Below are 20,252 nucleotides of genomic sequence, written 5' to 3' on the forward strand. Positions count from 1 at the left end.
ACGAGGTCAGCGGCGGGTGAGGACGGAACGGATGACGACGGCGCACACGGCCACGGACGCGGCGGTGACGGCTACGGCGAGGAGCATGGAGACCAGGACGGCGCCGACGACCAGGACCACGGCGGTGCCGCCGCCGACGAGAGCGAGCACGGTGCCAGGCGTGAGCCGGACGGCCGGACGGGCCGGGGCCGGGGCGACGAAGGCCGGCGGCGGGGCCGGGACGCCCGGCGTGACGGTGGTCGGTTCGACGACGGCGGGCAGGGCGACGAGGCCGGTGGGCTGCGGCATGGTCGGGATCTTCGGCCGGAACATGAACGGGTCTGCCTTCGCGGTTACTTGAGGAAGCTGTCGATGACGGGGGCGAGCAGGCTGTCGGCAAGGAGGTAGCCGCCGACTAGCAGGACGGCGATGAGCCACCAGGGCGGACGGATGAGCTTGACGCCGAGGACCCCGACGACGAGCAGGGCGAGCCAGAGCGGAACGTCCATTGCGGTGATCTCCTGTCAGGCCGGGCAGCGGTGGGTACGGGCGGCGAGTTCGGCGGCGGCGCGGCTGTCGTACTCGGCGGAGAAGTCGCAGCGGGGTGCGGTGCAGGCAGCCAGGTGGCGGTTGCGGCCGCGGTCGACGTAGGAGGCGACGGTGACGGGGCCGATGCGGCGGACGTTGCGGAAGCGCCGGTTCATGGTGGTGCTCCTTTCAGAGGTGCGCGGCAACGGACGGGGTCATGGACGGGGGCAGGCCGAGCCGGGCGCGTACGGCGTCGGGGTCGGCGGGGTGGCCGGTGGCCGAGTGGTGTTCCTCGGCCAGGGCCCGGACGCGGTCGACGAGGGCGGGCGGAAGGGAGACGGCGGGAGCAGGCGCCGGGGGCGGAGCAACGACCGGTTCGGGGGTGGGCTCTGGAGCTGGTTGGGGGTCGGAGGAGGGTGCCGGAAGTGCGTCGCGGCCGGGCCCGTCGACGGCGGCGGAGGCGGGGTGCGGGTCTGCATCCGCGTCCGCCGTCGAGGAGGAGACCGGCGCCGCCGGCACTTGCGGGCCGTGCGGAGCGTGGGCCAGCAGCGTTCCGCCGAAGAAGGCGACGGCGGGCCAGCCCGCGACGACCACGCGGAGCGAGGCCGGTACGTGGTCGAGGTCGAGGAGGCCGGCGGTTGCGACGTTGGCGCCGAGGGATGCGGCCAGGGCCACCAGGAACCACAGCCGCGGACTCCCGGCCGCCTGTCCAGCTCGTTGCTGCTGTCGCATTCGGCGCCAGGCGGCGACCAGCAGCAGGTCGACGCTCACCGGGTAGGCCCACGCCTTCCAGCCGCCCTGTCCGACCGCCGCGGCGAGGTCGTGCAGGTGGGAGAAAGACAGGGCGCCTGCGATGACGGCCTGGACGACCACGGCGTCCACTCGGGCCAGGTGGGCACGCATCGGCACGGCTCCTTCCGGCGCGATCAGTCGGCGGACTTGAGGGAGTCGGCACGCTCACGGGCGAGGCGTGCCACCTCGGCGGCCTCGGCGTCGCCGGGCGTGTGAGTGACGATGCGTTCCAGCAGATCCGCCTTACGGTCCATGAGCGCGGCGTACTCGGCGGAGGTGCGGTCCTGGCGGAGCGCGGCCAGGTCGGCGATGAGCGCACTGACCTCGGTGATGGAGGGACGTGACACAGGTCTTCCTTCCGGTTTCAGGCATGGGAGGGGCAGGGACGCGGCGCGGAGGCGGTCACGCCGGCCGTGGGAGAGGGAGCGCGGTTACTCGGGCACCGGGCGAGCGGTGGGCGCGACGGGGACGGCAGGAGAAGGCCCGGCGGGCTCCGCAGCGACGGCGGGCCGGAAGGGGTCGAGGCGGGACAGTGCCGGTACCAGGCCCGAGGTGTCGCGGCAGACGGCCGCCGCGTCGTCGAGGGTGAGGTGGGGTGAGCGGACGCGGGACCATCCGCCGGAGGAGTCGCCGACGACCGCGACGCCGGGCCGTTCGGCCGGGATGGAGGTTGCGGCCAGCACTGCTTCGGGTGCGATGTCGCCGAGCGCCATGTTGGCGGAGGTCTCGTCGTTGACGCGGTGGCAGACCCGGCCAGTGAGCTGGGCGCGGAGCATCGTGGCGCCCTTGCCGAGTTCGGCGCCGAAGCGCTGCCCGCACACCTCCAGGTAGATGCCGGCCGCGCGACCGAGCTGGGCGAGGCGGATGAGCTTGGTGACCATGGCGTCCCGCCGCTTCTCCTCGTCCTTGCTCGCGGCGAGGAACAGTTCGGCGACCTCGTCGACGACGATCACGACCGGCACCGGCCGTACCTTCTCCGGCAGGCCCCACACGTCCGAGGTGAGCACCGCGTCCGGACCGGCCCCGCTCCTCACGCCGATCAGGCGGAACCGCGCTTCCATCTCTTCCACCAGGACGTCGAGGAGGTCGTTCGCGCGGTCCGGCGTATCGGCGAGCGCCGACAACCGCGGGGCGAACGGAGCCAGTTCGACGCCCCATTTGCAGTCGATGCCGACGAGCGCGACGGGTTGTCGGGCCAGCCCACACAGCAGGTTGCGCAGGTAGACAGACTTGCCCGACTGCGTGGCGCCGAGGATGAGTTCGTGCGGCACGGTGCGGAAGTCCCGGACGTGCCAGTGCCCGTCCTCACGCAGCGCCAACGGCAGGGACAGCGGGCCGGTCTGCAGCCACCGACGAGCGGGCCGGACGTCGGCGAGGACGTCCCAACCAACCAACCGCAGTTCCAGCCGCCCCGGCTTGGTGGGGTGGACGTGCACGGCATGCGCGCCCCAGGCGTGCCGCAGCCGATCGGCCGAGGCGGTGAAGTCCTCGGGCGCCTGCCCGGCCGCCATCCGCAGCCGCATCACGAGCCCGGAGCCAGTCGGCCGGGGCAGCGACCGGCGGGGCGGTACGGGCGGGGCCTGCCGCCCCATCATCCGGGCGGTGGCCCGACGGACGGCCGAGGCCGGCACCGTCAGGCCGCAGGCATCCATGGTGGCCCGGTACGAGGTGAGCACCCGCAGCGTGACGACCGGGTATCCGACCAGCCACCAGAACAGGACCGGCAGCCGACGGCGCACCGCAGCCAGCGCGGCCACCGTCAGCAGTAACGGCACCAGAAGCCCCAGGGCATCGGTCATGGTGCTCAGCCCCGCGCCGCCGCCGGGGCGCCGACCATGACGGCGTCCGCCCGGTAGGCGATGCCGTGCCGGGAGCGGCCGCCGAACTCGCTCTCCCAGGGCCGTGCCACCAGGCCGGACAGGAAGACCGGCGTACCCATCACCAGGCCCTCACCGATGCCCTTCTCGGGGACGGTGACCTTGATCATGTCCGAACCGCCCTCGGCGATGAACACCAGCTCCAGGACCATGAGCCGATCGTTGGTCACCGGGTCCACGGCCACCTCACCGGTCTGCCGGTCCTTGACCTTGACCTCGGGCAGCTTCGTGACCAGCAGAGTGGCGGCCGAAGTGTCGACGGGAATGACGCGCATGGTGTGCGTACCTCACTTGGTCGGGCGCCCGTTACGAGCGCCGAATCAGTTGGATACCCCCCTAGACAGCAAGGAGGTAACCCACCTCAACTGTCTAGGGGGGTTGACGACTGCCGTAATCGACGCCCCGTCAACTGTCTAGGGGGGTATACGAGTGTGCAGTCCGAGCCGGTGGGGTGCGCTAACGCATGACCCAGTGCAGCGCGGTCGCATCGTCGCGGGTCTTGCCCCGCGGCCAGCGCCGACCGTCGGGGTCGTCGGCTTCGGCTTCGCGTACGCGGCGGATCAGCCCATCAGGACCCGACGAGTTGAGGATGCCCAACGCCTCACTCCAGCCGGCGAGTTCGAAGCTGTCCACGAGTCGCGTCGCCCCGTCGCTCAGCAGCGTTACGGAGGCCAGTGAATGAAGCGGGACAGTCCCCGTCAGGGCATGCTCGGCCGCTCGCGGGTCGGGGCCGGCGATCCAGAAGCCACCCGGCCGGTTACGGAGGCCGGTCAGAGCGTCCCGGTATTCCGCGAGGGCAACGGCGTGTTCAGGCGAACCGGTGGGCAGCGTGTCGACCGGTCCCCGCAGTCGCTTGCCGACGTCGTCCAGGCGCTGGTCGGTGATAGCGGTCGTTCGCCCGTCCCTCTCGGCGAGGAGGAGGGTCGAGTCACCCAGAACGAGGTACTCCAGAGCTTCCGCCTCGGCCCGGACAGCGACGACCGTACTGGTCGGGCTGGCCCGATAGGCCAGGTCGCATGTGTCCTCGTGCAGGGAGCGGACCGTTCGGATCGAGTCGGCGAGACAGTCGGCGAGCGGCCGGGCGGGGTGTGCCGCGATGCCGGCCAGCAGCAGCCCGCCCAGCGTGGAGGAGAACCAGGCGATCCCATGCACGCATCCGGTCTCCGCACCGGCTACGCCGGCGCCGTCGAGGAGAACGGCCGCACCGAAAGCAGCTGCGGCGAAGTCCTCGTTCTCCCGCCCCGGTTCGGCCGGCTGCGAGCCGAGGGCGACGTTCACCCCGTTGCCTCCTCGTCGTGCAGGTAGAGGGGGCAGAGCAGTTCGACGGATTGCGGCTCGTCCGTCTCCGGGTCGTATTCGACGCTCACCAGCGTGGAGAAGTGGCGCTCGCCCACCTGTCCCCAAAGCGTGTTGAGGTCGGACGTGAGCAGGTGGACCACGCCGAGGGAGCCTGCCGTGTGGACTCCGGCGATGGCGAGCACCGATCCGTTGCCGTCCGGTCGGGGCAGCCTGCCGAGGTATCCAACGTCGTGCGGACGGCGCGGCTCGACGTCCGCCCCCGCGTGGTAGACCGCGCCGGTGCGCCGGTCCACCAGCGCCCACGGTTCGCCCTCCGGATGTTCCCAGCCGAGTACCGGGTCCTGGGCGTACAGGTCCCTCATGGCCTCGGACATGCCCGGTCCGCAGACGACGATCAGGCCGTCACGGTTGAGGTCGATCTCACCGCTCACCTGTACGTGGCCGGAGCTGGCGGCAAGCCCGTAGGACTTGGCCAGCTCCTCCAGTCGCTTCCCGGAGTTCATGTCGGCCATGGCGACGACCGGGCGCTTCTTCTCGCCGTCCCACCGCAGCGGAGTAACCACGGTGACGGCACCCACACCGAGGAAGGCTCCCTCGGGTGCCGGGCCGGTGTGCCGGATCTGATGAATCCGCCCGCGGCTCAGACCGGCCTTTTCGGCGATCTGCGCGTAGGACAGTCCTTGCGCGTGGAGGTCCTGGACGACACGGCGGCGGAGCCTGGCGAGCTCAGTCACCTCCTGCTGCGCGTCGGCCAGCCTCTTCGTGACCTCACGCAGGAGCAGATACGGATCATCGATCCCCGTGATCCGCTGCAGCTCGTCCGACATGACCGCACCTCCTAGAAGTACCCAGGAGTCTAGGGCCCTAGACGGAATGGGCGGGAGGCGCCGCCCTGTATGAACGCCGACCACGAAGAACCGGGACCGCCGCCGAGGCACGCCCCGGGGGCTCACCTGCGACTGCCCACAGGGTGATCACCGACCAACGTCAGGCAGGGCGCGGTCACGCACCCTCCCGCGCCAGGTCAGCCCAAACGGAACGCCCGTCGGGCCAGTTCTTCACACCCCAGTCCTTGGCACAGGACGCGATCAGCAGCAGCCCGCGCCCGCTTTCTTCCTGGCTGGTTACGTCACACAGATGCGGCACGCGCTCGCCGCCCTGGTCGACCACCTCGATACGCACGAGATCATCGCCGAAGCGGATGATCACGAGGAACCAGCCGCCGGCCGAACCGCTCAGCGAGTGCCGTACGGCATTGGTCGCCAGCTCGCTCACGACCAAGACGGCATCGTCGACGGGGCCGCGCCCGTCGAGCAGGGCAGCGACGAAGTGACGGGCATGCGCCACCTCCTCGGCCACACCGGGAAACGCACGGCACCACTTGGACCGCATAGGAGACTCCTCACCGTCGTCTAGGGGGCTAGACACCCGAGTGGCAGAGTATTCCTGCGAGCGGCCAACAGACCAGGCATTGCCAGGAATTATTCCTCTAAGGGATGAGGGTGTCTCCCAAGTCGCGGAACTCCTTCATCACCCGCAACAGCAGGTCCCGTACTTCCCCACCGAAGACCGCAGCCCGCTCGAAGCGGTCGAACGTCTCCTCGTACGCGGCCACCTCCGCGGAGTCGACCGCCACCCGCTCAGCGCCGAACGTCTCGACCACGACCGCTCGCCGGTCGCACAACGTGAACCCATGGCGAGGCAGGACCGGCACCGGTCGACGCCAGGGGATGACCCCGAGCCGCACGGTGTTCAGACTCTCGACAGCCAGCAAACGGTCCAGCTGAGCGAGCATCAGCGCCGGTGTCCCGGGCCATGTCCGGAACACAGCTTCGGTCAGCACGAACACCGACTCCCGCCCCGGTTCGTACAGCACGCTCTGTCGCTCCACACGGGCAGCGACAGCCCGGCCGACCGACTCAGGCGTTGCATTCGGTGCACTCTCGAAGACGTGCCGGGCGTACTCGGCGCTCTGGAGCATGGCCGGCAGCACGACGCACTGGAACGAGCGCACCAGCCGAGCGGCACGAACCTCATCATCAACGGCCGCACCAGCCGGAGCGCTGCCCTCCGTTTGACCGGAGTCCGCAGCCGCCCCTACCGCGGCCAGGAGATCACGCACCTCACCGGCGGTCGCCTCATCGAGGCCGAGGGCACGCGAGAGCCGGTCAAGCACATCAAGGCTCGGAACCATGCGCCCGGTCTCAACCTTGGACACAGTCGGCTGCCCGACACGGGCCCGCTGCGCCAACACAGCACCCGTCAGGCCGGCCTCTGTACGAAGCACACGAAGGCGCGCCCCAAGGGCCCTCATCCGCTCCCGCCGTTCACTCCCCATGCCCAGGGTTCTACACCACTAGCCAGCAGTCATCAGGCACGAGAGCAGCATCAACGCCCAGCAGCCCGAGCGTGATTCAAACTCTCCCTACTGGTTCAAGCACCCGTCGTCGCTTCGCTCCTCCGGGCGGGCGCGGGCGGCCGGCGGCGCCCGCGCTCATGTCTCCGCCCCGCTCGGCACCGCCGGCCGCCCGCTCCCGCCCAAGAGGACAGGCACACGGAGCATGAGGTCAAAACACGTCGTGGCTGGGGCAGTCAGCTCCACGGCTTTACGGAGCCACCTTGGCGCGAGCCTCGAAGATCACGGCCCCAACGTCGTGCTTTACCGGGCAGGTCCACAGACTGCTCGACGCGCCGGAAGCTTACGGGGCCATGATCACTCGCGCCAAAGCAGCGCCACCCCAAAGCCGCTACGCCGACCGCGTACCCATGCACGGGCTCTGGATCATCCACGGAGATGACGGTCACTTGGCGCTGGGGAGTCAGTCCCACCAAAACGACCAGTGCGTCCGCAGCGGCAAACTCTCCGCGTACTCGGGGAAGGGTGTCGGCGGATCATCGACGATGTTGTCAGCGGTCGACAGGACATGCTCCAGGGCAAGCAGCTCCGCGTGCGCCGCGGTCCGCGGTGGGCGGGCAACGGAGACGAACAACTCGCCTCCCATTCCCACCACCCGAGCGCCGAACCGCTCCTCCCAGCTGCGCAGCAGCGCGCACACGAGCGGCAGCGGAGCCTCCGCATTCCAGCCGAGAAGTGCCGGTATATCGGCGCTGCGCTGTGCGGGGACCAGCACGAGGCTGCATCCGGCCAGCTGGTACGGGTCTGTGGCTATGAGGTGGCCGATCGTGCGCGCTGCAGCGTCCGCCGAAGAGGGATCAGCGTCCGTGACCGAAGTCGCCGGCGTCAGGCCCGGCCATGTCCCGAAGGGTGGGCCCGGATCGTGCGGCCACGGCGCCATACCCTCGGGCACCGGCACCGGCTTCGGGTCCGTCCAACAGGGCAGACGGCGGCGCCGGTACTCGGCGAAGTCCGAGGCCAGGACGTTCTCCACACGGACAGCGGATATCTCGGCCAGGTCCGTCGGACGGCCCAGGAACGGTCCGCTCAGCAGTGGTACCAGCCCGGTGTCTTCCTGCCCCTGCAGCAGGGGTCGCCACACGCCATCGACGTCGGACGGCAGTTCGTCCGCAACCCAGACGCACACCGACCCCGAGGAGACGAACCGCCCCGGGGGAAGACCCTCTGGTAAGGCGAAACCCATGCTCGGACGATAGACCTTGACCCCCTTCGGTCGCACACCGCCCCATACGGCCGGGCTGCGTGCGTCGCCACTCGAGCCGTGCCCGTTGCGTGCCCGGTCCGGCAGGATGCAACGGGGACTCACGGGGAACAGCGGCGCCGATCACGCTCCGGCCCAGGTCAGTGCCCCGCCAGGTCAGCCGCCACCCGCATACGGTTCTTCCAAACTGGTGCACCGGGACCCCAGTGCGGCGGCGCTTGACTGAGTAATTGAAACTCCAGCCCAAAGCCGCTCCGCCGACCTCGGATTCCCCCGAACGTTATCGGAGGGAATTACGCTCCAAAATCGAAAGCGTTACTCCGAGTCCCGAGATAAGCAGGCCAATCAGACTTGCAAAGCCAGCTGCAACGACCAGCACTGATAGCACAGGGTTCCCCTCACGCCCCGCATCCGCTCCAATGCCAATGGTGGACGCGACAAGGATCACCATGAGAAATGCACTCGTCACAAGCAGACACTTCGCGATGTCACTGCGCGCCTCCGCTAGCTCTTCTTCCTTGCGGCGATTCCTGCCTTGTCCATCGATCTTGGGCGCAAAGGCAGCGAGGATTGCCACTGCGGCTAGAGCGAATCCGAGTAGCCCGCTAGAAGAACCGGTCAATGACGAGTAGATATCCTTGCGCAAATCCGGTTTCACGGCAGCCAGGAGACATGTCCCGTCGAACACGGAGACCAAGAACAAGCATGCCGCCGCCACAATAAAAGCCACTATGGGGAAGATCCACCAATTTCGATTAATCTTCTCTGACAGATCAGACATGCCGCCCCCTCACGCCTCCGTGTCACCCTCTCCGCATCAACTCCGCTGTCGAGGTCGTCTCAAACACCCCTCGGCGCTTGAAGTCCTTGTACGCCTGCTCCAGCTCGAAGAAGACGGACTCCACACGAGGTGCTGATGGGATGTCAGTCCGTTGGGGCAACTCGACCTCTGTGCTCAGTCGATCTGTGAGCAGGTTGACCTCTTCGACTCGGTTGGTCCTCCTGCTCCTCCCCCTGACAACCATTCCAGTGAGTAGGTCACTAGCCTGAGCTGCAAGCTCCAGCAGTTCCTCCTCGATGTGTTGGTCGATGTACCGGTCCTTCGGCCCGTAACGGCCCATGCCGAGGCTTACTCGCACAGACGGCAGCTCCTCCCCAGCTACCGCCGGCCACAAGTTCCCGAACGTCCCCCTCCCTCTCGTTGCATATTCCGGTTTGGTCATCGCTAGCTCAAAGGATCGGAACTGTCCTTCCATCTCCTTCAGCCTGCGAAATGCCTCCTGGTCGTACAAGGGGTCGAACTGAACGTACTCTCGCAGACGCTGCCGCAAGAAGAACGCGAGGCGTGAAAGCCTCGGCGAATACCTACCCATATCGTGAGCGCAGTATCCGTCGGGCCAGATCGAGATGTGTGTGGCATCGGCCGGATATTCGTTGGCCAACAATGATATTGGGCCGATCGAACCGTCTGGATCCCACTTGAATGGTCGATCTTCCTCCCCCCTGAGCGCCAGAACGCGGAACTTAGCGGGGTCCCTGTCGCCTCCCGGTTCAACTACTTCTACAGCTGTGATCACCCCGTCCTTTTCCACCATTTGGGACGACCTATCAGCCGCGATTTCTTGGGCTAGGCGCTGAGCTACTGCCGGGGGATCGAAGACAGTCCGCCCCGCCACAGATGCCCAGCGATAGAAGACAAGCTTTCGCTTCAGCATCCCCCCAGCTTACGAGAGTTGACGCTGCCTCGGCACCTGAACCGCGTCATGATTCGCAACGCCGCGCCCATGATCCTTCTGGCCATCACCTCGCCCCCAGCCAGCTCCTTGAAACCTTCTCCAGTATCGAGGAAGGGTCTGACAACCGGTCGAGTAAGCACGTCTTCCCAGTTGGGAGCGGTGCGAAGAGCTACCCGCCTGGCCGACGAGCGTCTTCAAGGCCGCGGGTTCGATCTCTGCCATCAACGCGCCGAAGGACGAGAAGGGTAGCTTCTGGATCAAGCAGGTACGACGGGTTCACGAACGCCACGGGGCAAGGCTGTCCCCGGCCTGAGCGGCACCCCTCAGTGTCTAACTGCGTGACAGCGCCCACGAACGCCGGCGAACAACCGTGAGCCTCTACCGACCATCAGCACAGGTAGGAGCCACACCAACCCCAATACGGCACCCCGTCCCAGTTGCTTCGCGACGAATAGACACACCCCGATAGCGTGGCTGAGGCCGGTGGGGGTGAAGCGAGGCACACGCGTGCGTGGTCGGTCGGCGCACCCGCCGTCGTGGCTGGCTGTCGCTGGCTGAGTTCGTGCCACTACTAGATACAGGGGTGAGCCCCGGTCAACCTAACTGTGTCGCAGTCGAGTTCTCGGCAGCCTGACCAGGTATCGAAGCTCCAGGTCAGTGCCCCCACTCCCCAACCTCTCTCCTCAAAGCGGCTACCACAGAACCTCAAAAACCCAGCTGCTGATCGACCGCTGCTTCGTAGAAGGCATCCGCGAGAGCGACGATGATCGTGTTGATAGCCGGCCCGTCGGTGAAGAAGTAGTCAGCCATCGTGTTGTGGGCGTCCTGGTTGTCTGCGACCGCCTCCGTAACAGCTGCTTGGAAGTCTGGAGACTCCAGGAACTGCTTTTTGGAATTCACCTTGGTCTGGTTGATCAGGTTCGAGTCGGCGAGCAACCGCTGGACGAGCCCCTGTACGAACTCCCGGATCTGGTACTCGGCGAACGATGCGGCCCCGAAGAGGTCGTTCATCTTGTCTATGACGACCTGGAGCGCAACGTACTTCGGATCCTTCTTCGTGCCCGTGCCGGCGGCGCTGATGCCCTTCAGTCGCCCGTCGCCCACGAGTGAGATGTCGACCGCGTTCGCCTTGTTGTGCTTGACCCCGACCAGTACCACGTCGGAGAGGTCGACGTTGGCGGCCCAGGCGGACTCGGCGATGACCTTTTCCAGCAGGCGCAGGAAGATGGAGAGCATCTCCATGTAGGGGTCGCCGTAGTCGACGATCTGGGACATGAAGTCATAGAGGCGTACGTAGGTGGAGACGTCCTTGCGGAAGAGGTCGAGCGCGTTGAGGGCGACCTTATCCTCTTCCTCGATCGCTCGCGCATAGCGGCGCCGGAAATCGTGCTGCGCTGGGCTGATCGCCGCTGAGAGCGCGTTGTTGCCCTTGCGGGACACCCACAGTTCGGCGACCTTGCGGACGTCGTCGTCGGTGTAGATTCCGGCTTGGGCTAGCTTGTTAGCCAGGTGGATGACGATGTACGGGTCGGTCTCGGTCTCCAGGGTGGCGTTCTTGAAGTACGGCTCGAAGGCTGCCTTGATGTCTTCGGGGTTGTTGGCGAAGTCGATGACGAACGTCTTGCGCTTCTGCTCCCCACCGGCGGTGCGGTGGGTGCGGTTGAGCCGCGAGAGCGTCTGCACCGCGGTGAGCCCCGGTAGCTTCTTGTCGATGTACATCGCCGAGAGGAGGGGCTGGTCGAAGCCGGTCTGGAACTTATTGGCGACCAGCATGATCTTGTACGTGTCGCCCTTGAATGCGGCCGCCAGATCAGTCCCGGCGCCTGGGTTCATGTTGACCTCGGTGAACTCGTCATCCTTCGAGGGCTGCGGGCCCCAATCGCTGTGCCAGGTCTCGTCCTCAGCCATCGTCACCCCGGCGGAGAAGGCGACCAGGGTGCGGTAGTTGTAGGAGACGTCCTCGGCGCGGCGTTTGGCTATGTAGGCGTCGATGGCCAACTTGTACTTCACTGCGGACTTGCGGGAGTCGGTCACCACCATCGCCTTCGCCTTGCCTTCGAGCAGGTAGGCGACGTTGGTGTGGAAGTGCTCGACGATGATCTGCACCTTCTGGCTGATGTTCGTGGGGTGGAGCTTCACCCACCGCATCAGACCCTTGCGGGCGGTGGCCTCCTCGACCTCCCCTCCGTCGCCGCTCTCGGCCTTCCCGGCGATTTTCAGCGCGGTGTCATAGTGCTGGTAGCCCCTGAGCACGTCGAGGATGTAGCCCTCCTCGATCGCCTGCTTCATCGAGTACAGGTGGAACTCGTGCGGCTTCCCGTCGGCCCCCTTGCGGCCGAACAGCTCCAGCGTCTTGTTCTTCGGCGTCGCGGTGAAGGCGAAGTAGGAGATGTTGTCCGAGTCGGCCCGCTCGGTCATCTCAGAGGCCAGGATCGACTCCACATCGACCTCGCCGCCCTCCTCGATCTCCTTGACCTCCTCGGCCGTCAGCACCTGCTTCAGCTTCGAAGAAATCTGCCCCGACTGGGAGGAGTGCGCCTCATCGGCGATGACAGCGAACCGCTTGCCCTTCAGGCCGGCGTCGCTCCGGATCTCGTTCAGCGCATGCGGGAAGGTCTGCACCGTCACCGCGATGATGAGCTCACCGTTCTTCAACGCGTGCGCGAGCAGACCCGACTTCGACTTCAGGCCGGCCTTCCGGACGTCCTCGGGGCTGATCGTCTTGACGATCTTGTCGGTGCCGTCGATCTGCCGGATCGCGTCCTGCAGTTGGGCGTCGAGCACGGTTCGATCGACGACCACGATGACCGAGTCGAAGACCTTCTGATTGCCGACATGCAGCCGCGCCAGCCGGTGAGCCGTCCAGGCAATGGTGTTCGTCTTCCCCGACCCGGCCGAGTGCTCAATAAGGTACCGCTGCCCGACACCCTCCTCCTTCACCGCCTCAACGATGTTCGTGACGGCCTCCCACTGGTGGAACCGCGGGAAAAGCATGCTCGTACGCCGCACCGAGGTGCCGGCAATGACGTCCCACTCCTCCTTGGTCTCCACGATCATCAGCCGCCCAACGATGTTCAACCAGGCGTGCTTCTCCCAGACGCGCTCCCACAGGTACGCCGTCGACGACCGGCCGTCCGCACCAGGCGGGTTGCCAGCTCCGCTGTCGAAGCCCATGTTGAACGGCAGGAAGTGAGTCTTCTCCCCCTCCAGCCTCGTGGTCATCGCCGCCAGGTCGTTCGAGACCGCGAAGTGCACCAACGCCCGGTGCCCGAACGACAGCAAAGGCTCCGGCCGCCCGTTCGTCAGCGGATTGCGACGCTGCTTGTACTGGTTTACCGCCTCGTCCAGCGACTGGGTGAAGTTGGTCTTCAGCTCCACCGTGGCCACCGGAAGCCCGTTGATGAAGAACACCAGATCGATGTTGCGCTGGTCAGCGGTCGAGAAGTGCACCTGCCGCACCACCCGCACCCGCATCGCCTCGTAGAGCGCCGTCGTGGTCTCGTTGAGCGACGTCTCCGGTCGGAACTGCGCCATCTTCAACCGGCCACCGCCGATGTACTGCACCCCGTTGCGCAGGATGTTCAGCGTCCCCCCGCCGTGCTCCAGCGGCCGGTCGAGCGCCGCGGTCAGCACGTCCAAAAACTTCGCCGGCGAGCCAGCTGCCTTCAACGCCTTCTCGTATGCCGGCTTCTGCGTCGCCTCCAGCCACGCGAACAGGTCCGCCGGGAACAGCGCCCGCTCCCTGTCGTACTCACCACCATCATGGTCATTCTTCGAGTACAGCCAACCGTGATCCCACAGATACTCACAGATCTCCGTCTCGAAGACCACCTCGTTGTGGTCCGCCATCACGCCACCCCTCGTACGCCGATCTGCCCCGTCACCGCCGCCGTGATCAACACCGACCGGCGCTCCCTGGACAGCTGAACGAACCGCTCCGTCTCGGCGATGAGCGAGTCGATCTTCGCGGTCTCCTCGTCCAGGTATTCGACGATGCGGCGCTGCTCGTCGAGCGGCGGGAGCGGGATGCGGAAAGCCTTCAGGTCCCCCATCCCGATCGTTCGGATCGTCGAGCCGTTCTGGAACGAGTCGAAGAAAGGCTGCATCGCATCCCCGAACAAGACCCAGAGGTACTCAGGGTCAAGATCCGGTCCGCACACCCACGCCGCGAAGTGCTGAGATGTCGCCATCGGCACACCCATGATCGCCGTACGACCGACAGTCGCATCTCGAGAGAGGACAACGGTCCGTGCCGGAAGGAGCCGGGCAGAGCTGTTGGCGATCCCAGCGTCGCTGATGCGCTGTGCCGTGTCGTGCAGGTACTTGACAGACCGCATCGTCCCGACGTCGTGGAGGCTTACCCACGGGATATAGCAGTCCCGCCACCAGTCCTCGCGGGAGCGGCTCGGCGTGTGCCCGCTTGCCAGCTTAGCGACTGACGTGAGCGGTACGACGCGCCATTCAGCTGGAAGCTTTTCTGCCCACGGCAGGGGGCTCTCGACCTCCTCGGTCGGCGCTGTTCCATGCAAGGCGACGTTGGCACGGAGCGCAAACCGCCGCTCCTGGAGCATTTCGATCAGCCGCTGCTGCTCCTCGATGAGCGTGTCGATGCGGGCCGTCTCATGGTCGAGGTAGTCGGCAATGGCTCGCTGCTCCTCCATGGGAGGCACCGGCAGTGGGAGATTGTCCAGGTCTGACTGCTGTACGCGGCGGTCAAACGTCGTCTGCGCCCGCGTGTACAGAAGGTATTGGTCAAGGTACGGCTGCGATCGCAGCAGGTGATGAACGAACCGCGGAAGCAAGGCACCGCGCGACCTGTAGACGCGGTAGTCAGGACTGACCGCTCCTGCCCGCCGCGACACGCCGATGCCGCCGCCGATCAGCCACATCGGGTTAACCACAAGGTCGTTAACCTCTGCGATGAGGTACTTCGGCAGGTTGGCCTCGTCAGGCTCCTGACGCCCGCCCATCTCAGCGCGCGCGACGACTTCACCTGTCGAGCGCAACGACAACATCTCGTGTGCGAGGTCGCCATTTCGTCGATCGAGTCGTTGGAACAAACCCTTGAAGCGAACGACGTCCCACGACTCAGGCCGGTTCTCAAGCAACTCGGAGACGGCACGGTGTGCACCGATCAGCGTCAGAGAGCTCACCCCTCGACCTCCCGCAGCAGGTCGAGGATCTTGGTGACCTGCTTCTCCAGGTCGGCATCGATCTCGGCGAGTGGGCGGGGTGGAACGTACTTGTAGAAGTGGCGGGTGAAGGGGATCTCGTAGCCGATCTTGGTTTTGGTCCAGTCGATCCAGGCGACAAGAGCGTGCGGCTTCACCTCGGCGTCGAAGTACCTCTGGATGACTTCGCGCTCCCCTGCCGCGCCGGCGGTTGAGCCACCGTAGGTGAAGGGCACATTTTCAGTGTCACGCTTTTTCGAGTCGGGCTTCAGGTTGCCCTTGCGGTCGACGACAGGATTCCCGTCCCCACCGAGCAGGGGACGCTCGACGGTGATGGTCCAGTAGCCGAACTCGTCGTTGCGCAAGACCTTGGAGAGGTCGGGGTCGGCATCCTCGAAGTCTGCATAAAGCCGGACGATCTTGGCGCGATCATCGTCGCTGATCTCGCGTCCCTTGGACCCGAGGTTCTTGCGCATCTTGGTCCAGAACGATGTGCCGTCGATGAGTTGGACCTTGCCCTGGCGGTCGGGGTGCTTGGTGTTGTCGAGGATCCAGATGTAGGTGGCAATTCCGGTATTGAAGAACATGTTGGTCGGCAGCGCGACGATCGCCTCGACGAGGTCATTCTCCAGCAGCCACCTGCGGATGTTGGAGGGACCGGATTCGGCAGCGCCGTTGAAGAGCGGCGAGCCGTTCATGACGATGCCGACGCGGCCGCCGCCGTCCTCGGGTGCGCGCATCTTGTGGGCCAAGTGGAGCAGGAAGAGCATCTGGCCGTCCGAGGTCGCGGGGAGTCCGGGCGCGAAGCGGCCGTATGGGCCGGCGGATTCGCGCTCCCCCTTTACTGCCTTGGCGTACTGCTTCCAGTCCACCCCGTAGGGCGGGTTGGACATGCAATAGTCGAACTGGCGGCCCTTGAAGGCATCGTCGGTGAGCGTGTTACCGAAGGCGATGTTGGTCGCATCGTGGCCCTTGGCGAGCAGGTCGGACTTGCAGATGGCGTACGACTGCGGGTTGTACTCCTGGCCGTACAGACTCAGCTTCGCCTTGGGGTTCTGCGCGAGCAGGTGCTCCTCGGCCAGGGAGAGCATGCCCCCGGTGCCGGCGGTGGGGTCGTACAGCGACCGGATGATGCCGCCCTCGGAGAGGTCGACGTCCTTCTCCGCGAAGAGCAGGTCGACCAGCAGTCGGATCGCGTCGCGCGGCGTGTAGTGGTCTCCGGAAGTCTCGTTCGCGGCCTCGTTGAACTTGCGGATGATGTACTCGAACGCATCCCCCATGTCTGCGTTGGACACCACGTCGGGATGCAGGTCGACGGCGCCGAAGGACTTGACGATCTCGCGTAGGAGCCCGGCCTTCTCCAGGGCCAAGATCTCCTTTTTAAAGTCGAAGTACTCGAACACGTCCACGTCGGCGGAGAACCGATCGATGTAGTCAGCGAGGTTGTCCGCGAGCCCGTCCGCATCGGCCAGCAGGTTCGCGAACTCGTAGTTGGAAGTGTTGTAGAACGTCCGCCCCGTGACCTTTTTGACCTCAACCTTGAGCCGGATCGGGTTCTCGTACCTCGCAGCCAGCTCCCGTACCGCCGCGCGGTCCGGCTCCAGCACGCAGTCGAGCCGTCGCAGGATCGTGAACGGGAGGATCACTGTCCCGTACTGGTTGGGGCGGTAGGGGCCCCGAAGTTGGTCAGCGATTGACCAGATAAAGCTACCGAGCGTGCTCACAAGGTTCCTCACGAGAATCGTCTAGCGATGCCGATCACTTTGCCAGAGGCAGCAGCACGCGTCCCAGGGTTCGGCTACGCCGACCCCCGCCCCGTTCGTGCCCAGCCACTCGGCCAGCTTGCCGCCGGGGCCAGAGAGGGGACCTCTCTCCCCGGCCCTTCACAGCTCAGGTGTGGTGGCATGACAGGGCTGTCAGCGGCCGACTGCATCGAGACGCACTGGGTGACCGCCTCGGCCGTAAACCCCGCCCGTTTCGGCGCCCTGAGCATAGCTCGAACCGATGGCTGCACCGCGACGAACTGCACCGGGTCCGTTGGCTGGTGACGGCTCTCCTGCGGTATCACTTGCGGTACTTGGCGAGGATCTGTCGCAGGCCGATGATCTAGCTCCGCTGGCCGGACGACAAATAGACAACAATCACCTAGAACCAGATTTCGACCGCGCCGACCTCGATCCCGGAAGCGCGCAAGTCGTCTTGGATGTCCGAGTAGATCTGGTCAAGCAGATCGGATTCTGATCCGTTAAAGCCGACCGGGATTTGATCGTAGTTGTTGACCTTGTAACTGAGTCGATATCCGGGCGCCCGACTGTCGTCACCATCATGCCAGTCAAATTGAACGTCGATCGTCGTGTTTCCGATCACATATTCGTCCGAATTCTCGTCGCCTATTCGATCGATGATGTACTCGATTGGATAAGTGAAGTAATAGCAGTCGTCACGCTTCATCGAGCGAATCTCGTCGTAGTCACTGGTGTCGAATGCCATCAAGCCCTCCGTGCGCTATCCAGAGAACGGCCTCGGGTCATGCCGATCCGTGGAAGTCTTCGTGGGAGTCGTAGATATTGTCCCTCGAAATGCTGTTCTTGTGTCCACACTCTTCGCACTTCCACGTGTAACGGTGGTCATCGAAGCCAGCTTGATCGTTGAGGCGCTCTCCGCACCTGTCGCAGTACCAGTCGACGTCTGGAAAGCGTTCGCTCATTCAGTCCTCAGTTCCCCGGTCGTGTCGTCGGCCTCCGGTTCAGGAGACTCGACCTTTTTTGACGATCGTGCCGCAAATGGAGCCAGCGAACAGGTACTTCGCCGAACAGAACCGTAGCCGCAGGCGCACAGGAATGGCGCCAAGATCGGAAGCCAACTGTACTGACAAAACCTTTCCTCGACAGCGGGATCTGCGCCGCTTGGGTCGGAGGCCGCGGCCACCTCGGCGAGGTGCCGCAGCTGTTCCACTGACATCCAACGCTGCCATCAACGACCCCGGACGGCGGCGGCACACGTCATCCACATGTGGCACAGGTAGACGAGGCAGGTGCCGACCAGGCCGAGCTTAGATCGAACTCCTAAAGCGAGTGTCGAGGGCTGATGTCATTCCTCGCGATGCTGAGCGAATACCTGCTGCTGCTCGTCCCGCCAGGTCCAGTTGGCTGGCCGGGAGAAGGGCAGGTTTCGAGCAAGGCTGGAGAACTGGTCGGATGGCTCCTGGCTCGCCTTGTTCACCACGATCGCCGAAAGCATCGGTGCTCGTCCGTCCTCATTACGGTGGAGGCAGACATCCTTGAGCAGGTAGGTCATAACTCCGCGGTGAGGCGGAATGGAGTCGAAGCCCCGTGCCGCCAACTCGGCGCTCAACTCCCCGTACGTGATGGTCTTTCCCCGACGTGCCCACTCCCGCAGGATCTCCACGGCCGCTTCGACCGCTGTCGGGTACTCCGGGTCCTTGATCCTCATTGCCCCTCCCCCATCGCGTGGCCACTGCCCAGCCTTCGCAGACCGGTCAGGCACCGGCCCGGTACTGCTACAAGCAGACGAAGAGATCGTGCCAGAACCGTGCCAGATCTTGCAGGGAACCACGGGGAATGGCGGTGACCAGAGGGCCAGCCTGTCAGGCTCCGGGGCCGCTCCACCGCAGCTCAGCTCAGCGACCACTCCTAGACAACCCCAGCTTCCCAAGCTGAGGGCTCGGCCGGCGCCCCCGTCGTCAGGCGCTGGCCGCCGGTTCCTGCTCTGGTCGACGGCACAGGCAGCATGGCTGAGGCGGGTCGGGACGCAGCGAGGCACATGCGTGCGTGATCGGTTGGCACACCCGCCATCGTGGCGGACTGTCGTCGGCTGAGGTTCAGACAGGGCGCTTTGAAGATGCCGTCCGTCGGCCGAGCGAGACAAAGCTGGGCCGTCTCTGGGCCGCCCGAGGCCGCTGGACAGTGACCAATGAGGACCAAGGGCGACCACCAGGCGCACAGGCACACCGTCACTGAGCAGCGAAGACCCAGCTTCCCAAGATCCCCGGCAAGACCCAGGGCAAGAAGAAACCGAGGCCACAACAGCAATCGGCTAGCCATCGGTTACAGCACAGCGCTTAGCAGTACGTGGCGAAGGTGCTCCCTCCCGACGAACTACCGATGCTCGCTGCGCATGCGCTCGTCAATCGGCTTGATTCCCCTGCGCGAACTGGCCGGCCTACCGAACAGGAGTCACGAGGCCGAGATCCGCGAACTCTCGTGAGCATCGCGTTCGGTCTCGCGAGAGGCGAGCTGCGCCTCGCGGACGTGGCCGACCGGCTGTTGATGACGGTTGCGGCCCGTACCGGGAGGAGACCCGGTTTCTCTCGCAGCTGCATCCGCCTCCGATGCCGCGCCAGCTGATGTACTCGCCTACTGCGCCGCCTCGCGCTCTTCCGCTTCAATGCGGCGAACTTCCTCTTCGTATTCCCACGCCTCTTTAAGGCGCTTATAACGACCATTCGGCTCGGGCATAGCAGCGTCACCGCGACGCCAGGAAAATACGCACCCGATCAAGTGATGGACTGTTCCCATCAGTATCCATTCCCGGCTTCGCCGGTAAGGCCCCAGATTGAAATACTGGCACTCATATATCCAGGCCAGACCATCAACAATAAGCGTTCGCAGTTCCTCATCACGCACTTCCAGGGCCGCAACACGAGCAGGCTCAATGTACTCAAGCAGCTCGTGCCACCAAGCCTCTTCCCTCGCGAGAAGTTGCTCGTACTCGGCCGTTTGAACCTCCGGCAGCGATGAGTCAGGAGGCATCTTGCGTATGTGGCCCAGCAGAGCGGTGAGCGCCTGAGCGTTCGCCGCCACGACAGCTGCACGCTCGGCTTCATTACGTGCCAGACGAGCATCCGCAAGCTGCTGCTTCTGCGCTTGGTGGGTCGATGCGTAGGAAGTTGCCGCCCCCACGACCACGCCAACGAACCCGGTGAGGGGCGTGAGCCAGTCCATGACCACAGTCTGACGCGCGCCTCACCATGAAGGGGCAGAAACGATGCACTTTCGGTGACGGCACGACACGAGAGGGCCCGGCAGGGAACGCACGTCGCGGCCTTGGCTGTTATGCGGTCGCTGCGGTCGGCGGCTCCGTCGCTGGCTGCAGCGGCGGCAGACGTCATGAGTCGGCGAGGAAGCACGCAGCCGCTTCAGTGAGCTTCTTCAGCGTTGCCGCTCCAGGGTGAGGACGGCTTTGGCGATTGACGTCATGCGGTTTGGACTGCATCGGGATCTGCGGAAGATT

Annotated in this window: 20 protein-coding genes and 1 pseudogene; all 21 read right to left on the reverse strand. The window is 65.5% G+C overall.

The genetic code is table 11. The annotated features are described in order from the left end of the window. Window positions 1–6 precede the first annotated feature (6 nt). Complete coding sequence (locus tag ABZ920_RS19305; protein WP_361505988.1) at window positions 7–312, reverse strand: SpdD-like protein; 306 nt, start codon at window positions 310–312, stop codon at window positions 7–9. A gap of 20 nt (window positions 313–332) precedes the next feature. Then, on the reverse strand, window positions 333–488 hold the full coding sequence (locus ABZ920_RS19310) for a hypothetical protein (RefSeq protein WP_361505991.1): 156 nt from the start codon (window positions 486–488) through the stop codon (window positions 333–335). A 15-nt stretch (window positions 489–503) separates the two neighbouring features. Continuing rightward, window positions 504–683: a mobile element transfer protein gene (locus tag ABZ920_RS19315; RefSeq protein ID WP_361505993.1), complete on the reverse strand. Its 180-nt coding sequence runs from the start codon at window positions 681–683 to the stop codon at window positions 504–506. A gap of 13 nt (window positions 684–696) precedes the next feature. Continuing rightward, window positions 697–1,410: a DUF2637 domain-containing protein gene (locus ABZ920_RS19320; protein ID WP_361505996.1), complete on the reverse strand. Its 714-nt coding sequence runs from the start codon at window positions 1,408–1,410 to the stop codon at window positions 697–699. Window positions 1,411–1,433: 23 nt separating this feature from the next. Beyond that, complete coding sequence (locus ABZ920_RS19325; RefSeq protein ID WP_361505999.1) at window positions 1,434–1,646, reverse strand: hypothetical protein; 213 nt, start codon at window positions 1,644–1,646, stop codon at window positions 1,434–1,436. A gap of 84 nt (window positions 1,647–1,730) precedes the next feature. Then, a complete protein-coding gene (locus ABZ920_RS19330) occupies window positions 1,731–3,098 on the reverse strand; it encodes an FtsK/SpoIIIE domain-containing protein (RefSeq protein WP_361506001.1) in 1,368 nt (455 codons plus the stop codon). A 5-nt stretch (window positions 3,099–3,103) separates the two neighbouring features. Then, entirely contained in the window at window positions 3,104–3,451 is a 348-nt protein-coding gene (locus ABZ920_RS19335; RefSeq protein ID WP_361506004.1) for a hypothetical protein, read from the reverse strand. Between the two features lie 181 nt (window positions 3,452–3,632). Continuing rightward, window positions 3,633–4,454, reverse strand: coding sequence for an integrase (locus tag ABZ920_RS19340; protein WP_361506007.1), 822 nt, complete (start codon window positions 4,452–4,454; stop codon window positions 3,633–3,635). Next, window positions 4,451–5,302 (reverse strand): sigma factor-like helix-turn-helix DNA-binding protein, encoded by an 852-nt coding sequence (locus tag ABZ920_RS19345; protein WP_361506009.1) that lies wholly within the window; start codon window positions 5,300–5,302, stop codon window positions 4,451–4,453. Before ABZ920_RS19345 ends, ABZ920_RS19340 begins: the two co-directional genes overlap by 4 nt. Before the next feature lie 175 nt (window positions 5,303–5,477). Then, window positions 5,478–5,867, reverse strand: a complete 390-nt coding sequence (locus ABZ920_RS19350; protein WP_361506012.1) for an ATP-binding protein — start codon at window positions 5,865–5,867, stop codon at window positions 5,478–5,480. Between the two features lie 97 nt (window positions 5,868–5,964). Further along, entirely contained in the window at window positions 5,965–6,813 is an 849-nt protein-coding gene (locus ABZ920_RS19355; protein WP_361506015.1) for a helix-turn-helix transcriptional regulator, read from the reverse strand. A 481-nt stretch (window positions 6,814–7,294) separates the two neighbouring features. Continuing rightward, window positions 7,295–8,074, reverse strand: a complete 780-nt coding sequence (locus ABZ920_RS19360) for a DUF4253 domain-containing protein (RefSeq protein WP_361506018.1) — start codon at window positions 8,072–8,074, stop codon at window positions 7,295–7,297. Between the two features lie 298 nt (window positions 8,075–8,372). After that, window positions 8,373–8,873, reverse strand: coding sequence for a hypothetical protein (locus tag ABZ920_RS19365; RefSeq protein ID WP_361506021.1), 501 nt, complete (start codon window positions 8,871–8,873; stop codon window positions 8,373–8,375). A 22-nt stretch (window positions 8,874–8,895) separates the two neighbouring features. Then, window positions 8,896–9,807 (reverse strand): hypothetical protein, encoded by a 912-nt coding sequence (locus tag ABZ920_RS19370; protein ID WP_361506024.1) that lies wholly within the window; start codon window positions 9,805–9,807, stop codon window positions 8,896–8,898. 726 nt (window positions 9,808–10,533) lie between these two features. Then, window positions 10,534–13,677 carry a DEAD/DEAH box helicase family protein gene (locus tag ABZ920_RS19375; protein ID WP_361506027.1) on the reverse strand — a complete coding sequence of 1,048 codons (3,144 nt, stop codon included), beginning with the start codon at window positions 13,675–13,677 and terminating at the stop codon, window positions 10,534–10,536. Continuing rightward, entirely contained in the window at window positions 13,677–14,981 is a 1,305-nt protein-coding gene (locus ABZ920_RS19380; protein ID WP_361506030.1) for a restriction endonuclease subunit S, read from the reverse strand. The genes ABZ920_RS19375 and ABZ920_RS19380 overlap by 1 nt, the downstream gene beginning before the upstream one ends. Further along, entirely contained in the window at window positions 14,978–16,723 is a 1,746-nt protein-coding gene (locus ABZ920_RS19385) for a class I SAM-dependent DNA methyltransferase (RefSeq protein WP_361506032.1), read from the reverse strand. The genes ABZ920_RS19380 and ABZ920_RS19385 overlap by 4 nt, the downstream gene beginning before the upstream one ends. Window positions 16,724–17,144: 421 nt before the next feature. Next, on the reverse strand, window positions 17,145–17,489 hold the full coding sequence (locus ABZ920_RS19390; RefSeq protein ID WP_361506035.1) for a hypothetical protein: 345 nt from the start codon (window positions 17,487–17,489) through the stop codon (window positions 17,145–17,147). Between the two features lie 600 nt (window positions 17,490–18,089). Continuing rightward, window positions 18,090–18,452: a hypothetical protein gene (locus tag ABZ920_RS19395; RefSeq protein WP_361506037.1), complete on the reverse strand. Its 363-nt coding sequence runs from the start codon at window positions 18,450–18,452 to the stop codon at window positions 18,090–18,092. Window positions 18,453–19,375: 923 nt separating this feature from the next. Next, entirely contained in the window at window positions 19,376–19,963 is a 588-nt protein-coding gene (locus ABZ920_RS19400; protein WP_361506040.1) for a hypothetical protein, read from the reverse strand. A gap of 207 nt (window positions 19,964–20,170) precedes the next feature. After that, window positions 20,171–20,252, reverse strand: a pseudogene (locus ABZ920_RS19405) (IS5/IS1182 family transposase); the annotation flags it as partial.

The sequence above is a fragment of the Streptomyces sp. NPDC046831 genome (genome assembly GCF_040645305.1).
Classification (GTDB): domain Bacteria; phylum Actinomycetota; class Actinomycetes; order Streptomycetales; family Streptomycetaceae; genus Streptomyces.

Coding starts and splice junctions, on each gene's coding strand:
- ABZ920_RS19375 (WP_361506027.1), bottom strand. CDS start 13,677: ATGGCGGACCACAACGAGGTGGTCTTCGAGACGGAGATCTGTGAGTAT.
- ABZ920_RS19320 (WP_361505996.1), bottom strand. CDS start 1,410: ATGCGTGCCCACCTGGCCCGAGTGGACGCCGTGGTCGTCCAGGCCGTC.
- ABZ920_RS19395 (WP_361506037.1), bottom strand. CDS start 18,452: ATGAGGATCAAGGACCCGGAGTACCCGACAGCGGTCGAAGCGGCCGTG.
- ABZ920_RS19335 (WP_361506004.1), bottom strand. CDS start 3,451: ATGCGCGTCATTCCCGTCGACACTTCGGCCGCCACTCTGCTGGTCACG.
- ABZ920_RS19365 (WP_361506021.1), bottom strand. CDS start 8,873: ATGTCTGATCTGTCAGAGAAGATTAATCGAAATTGGTGGATCTTCCCC.
- ABZ920_RS19310 (WP_361505991.1), bottom strand. CDS start 488: ATGGACGTTCCGCTCTGGCTCGCCCTGCTCGTCGTCGGGGTCCTCGGC.
- ABZ920_RS19330 (WP_361506001.1), bottom strand. CDS start 3,098: ATGACCGATGCCCTGGGGCTTCTGGTGCCGTTACTGCTGACGGTGGCC.
- ABZ920_RS19390 (WP_361506035.1), bottom strand. CDS start 17,489: ATGGCATTCGACACCAGTGACTACGACGAGATTCGCTCGATGAAGCGT.
- ABZ920_RS19355 (WP_361506015.1), bottom strand. CDS start 6,813: ATGGGGAGTGAACGGCGGGAGCGGATGAGGGCCCTTGGGGCGCGCCTT.
- ABZ920_RS19305 (WP_361505988.1), bottom strand. CDS start 312: ATGTTCCGGCCGAAGATCCCGACCATGCCGCAGCCCACCGGCCTCGTC.
- ABZ920_RS19400 (WP_361506040.1), bottom strand. CDS start 19,963: ATGGACTGGCTCACGCCCCTCACCGGGTTCGTTGGCGTGGTCGTGGGG.
- ABZ920_RS19350 (WP_361506012.1), bottom strand. CDS start 5,867: ATGCGGTCCAAGTGGTGCCGTGCGTTTCCCGGTGTGGCCGAGGAGGTG.
- ABZ920_RS19370 (WP_361506024.1), bottom strand. CDS start 9,807: ATGCTGAAGCGAAAGCTTGTCTTCTATCGCTGGGCATCTGTGGCGGGG.
- ABZ920_RS19315 (WP_361505993.1), bottom strand. CDS start 683: ATGAACCGGCGCTTCCGCAACGTCCGCCGCATCGGCCCCGTCACCGTC.
- ABZ920_RS19345 (WP_361506009.1), bottom strand. CDS start 5,302: ATGTCGGACGAGCTGCAGCGGATCACGGGGATCGATGATCCGTATCTG.
- ABZ920_RS19360 (WP_361506018.1), bottom strand. CDS start 8,074: ATGGGTTTCGCCTTACCAGAGGGTCTTCCCCCGGGGCGGTTCGTCTCC.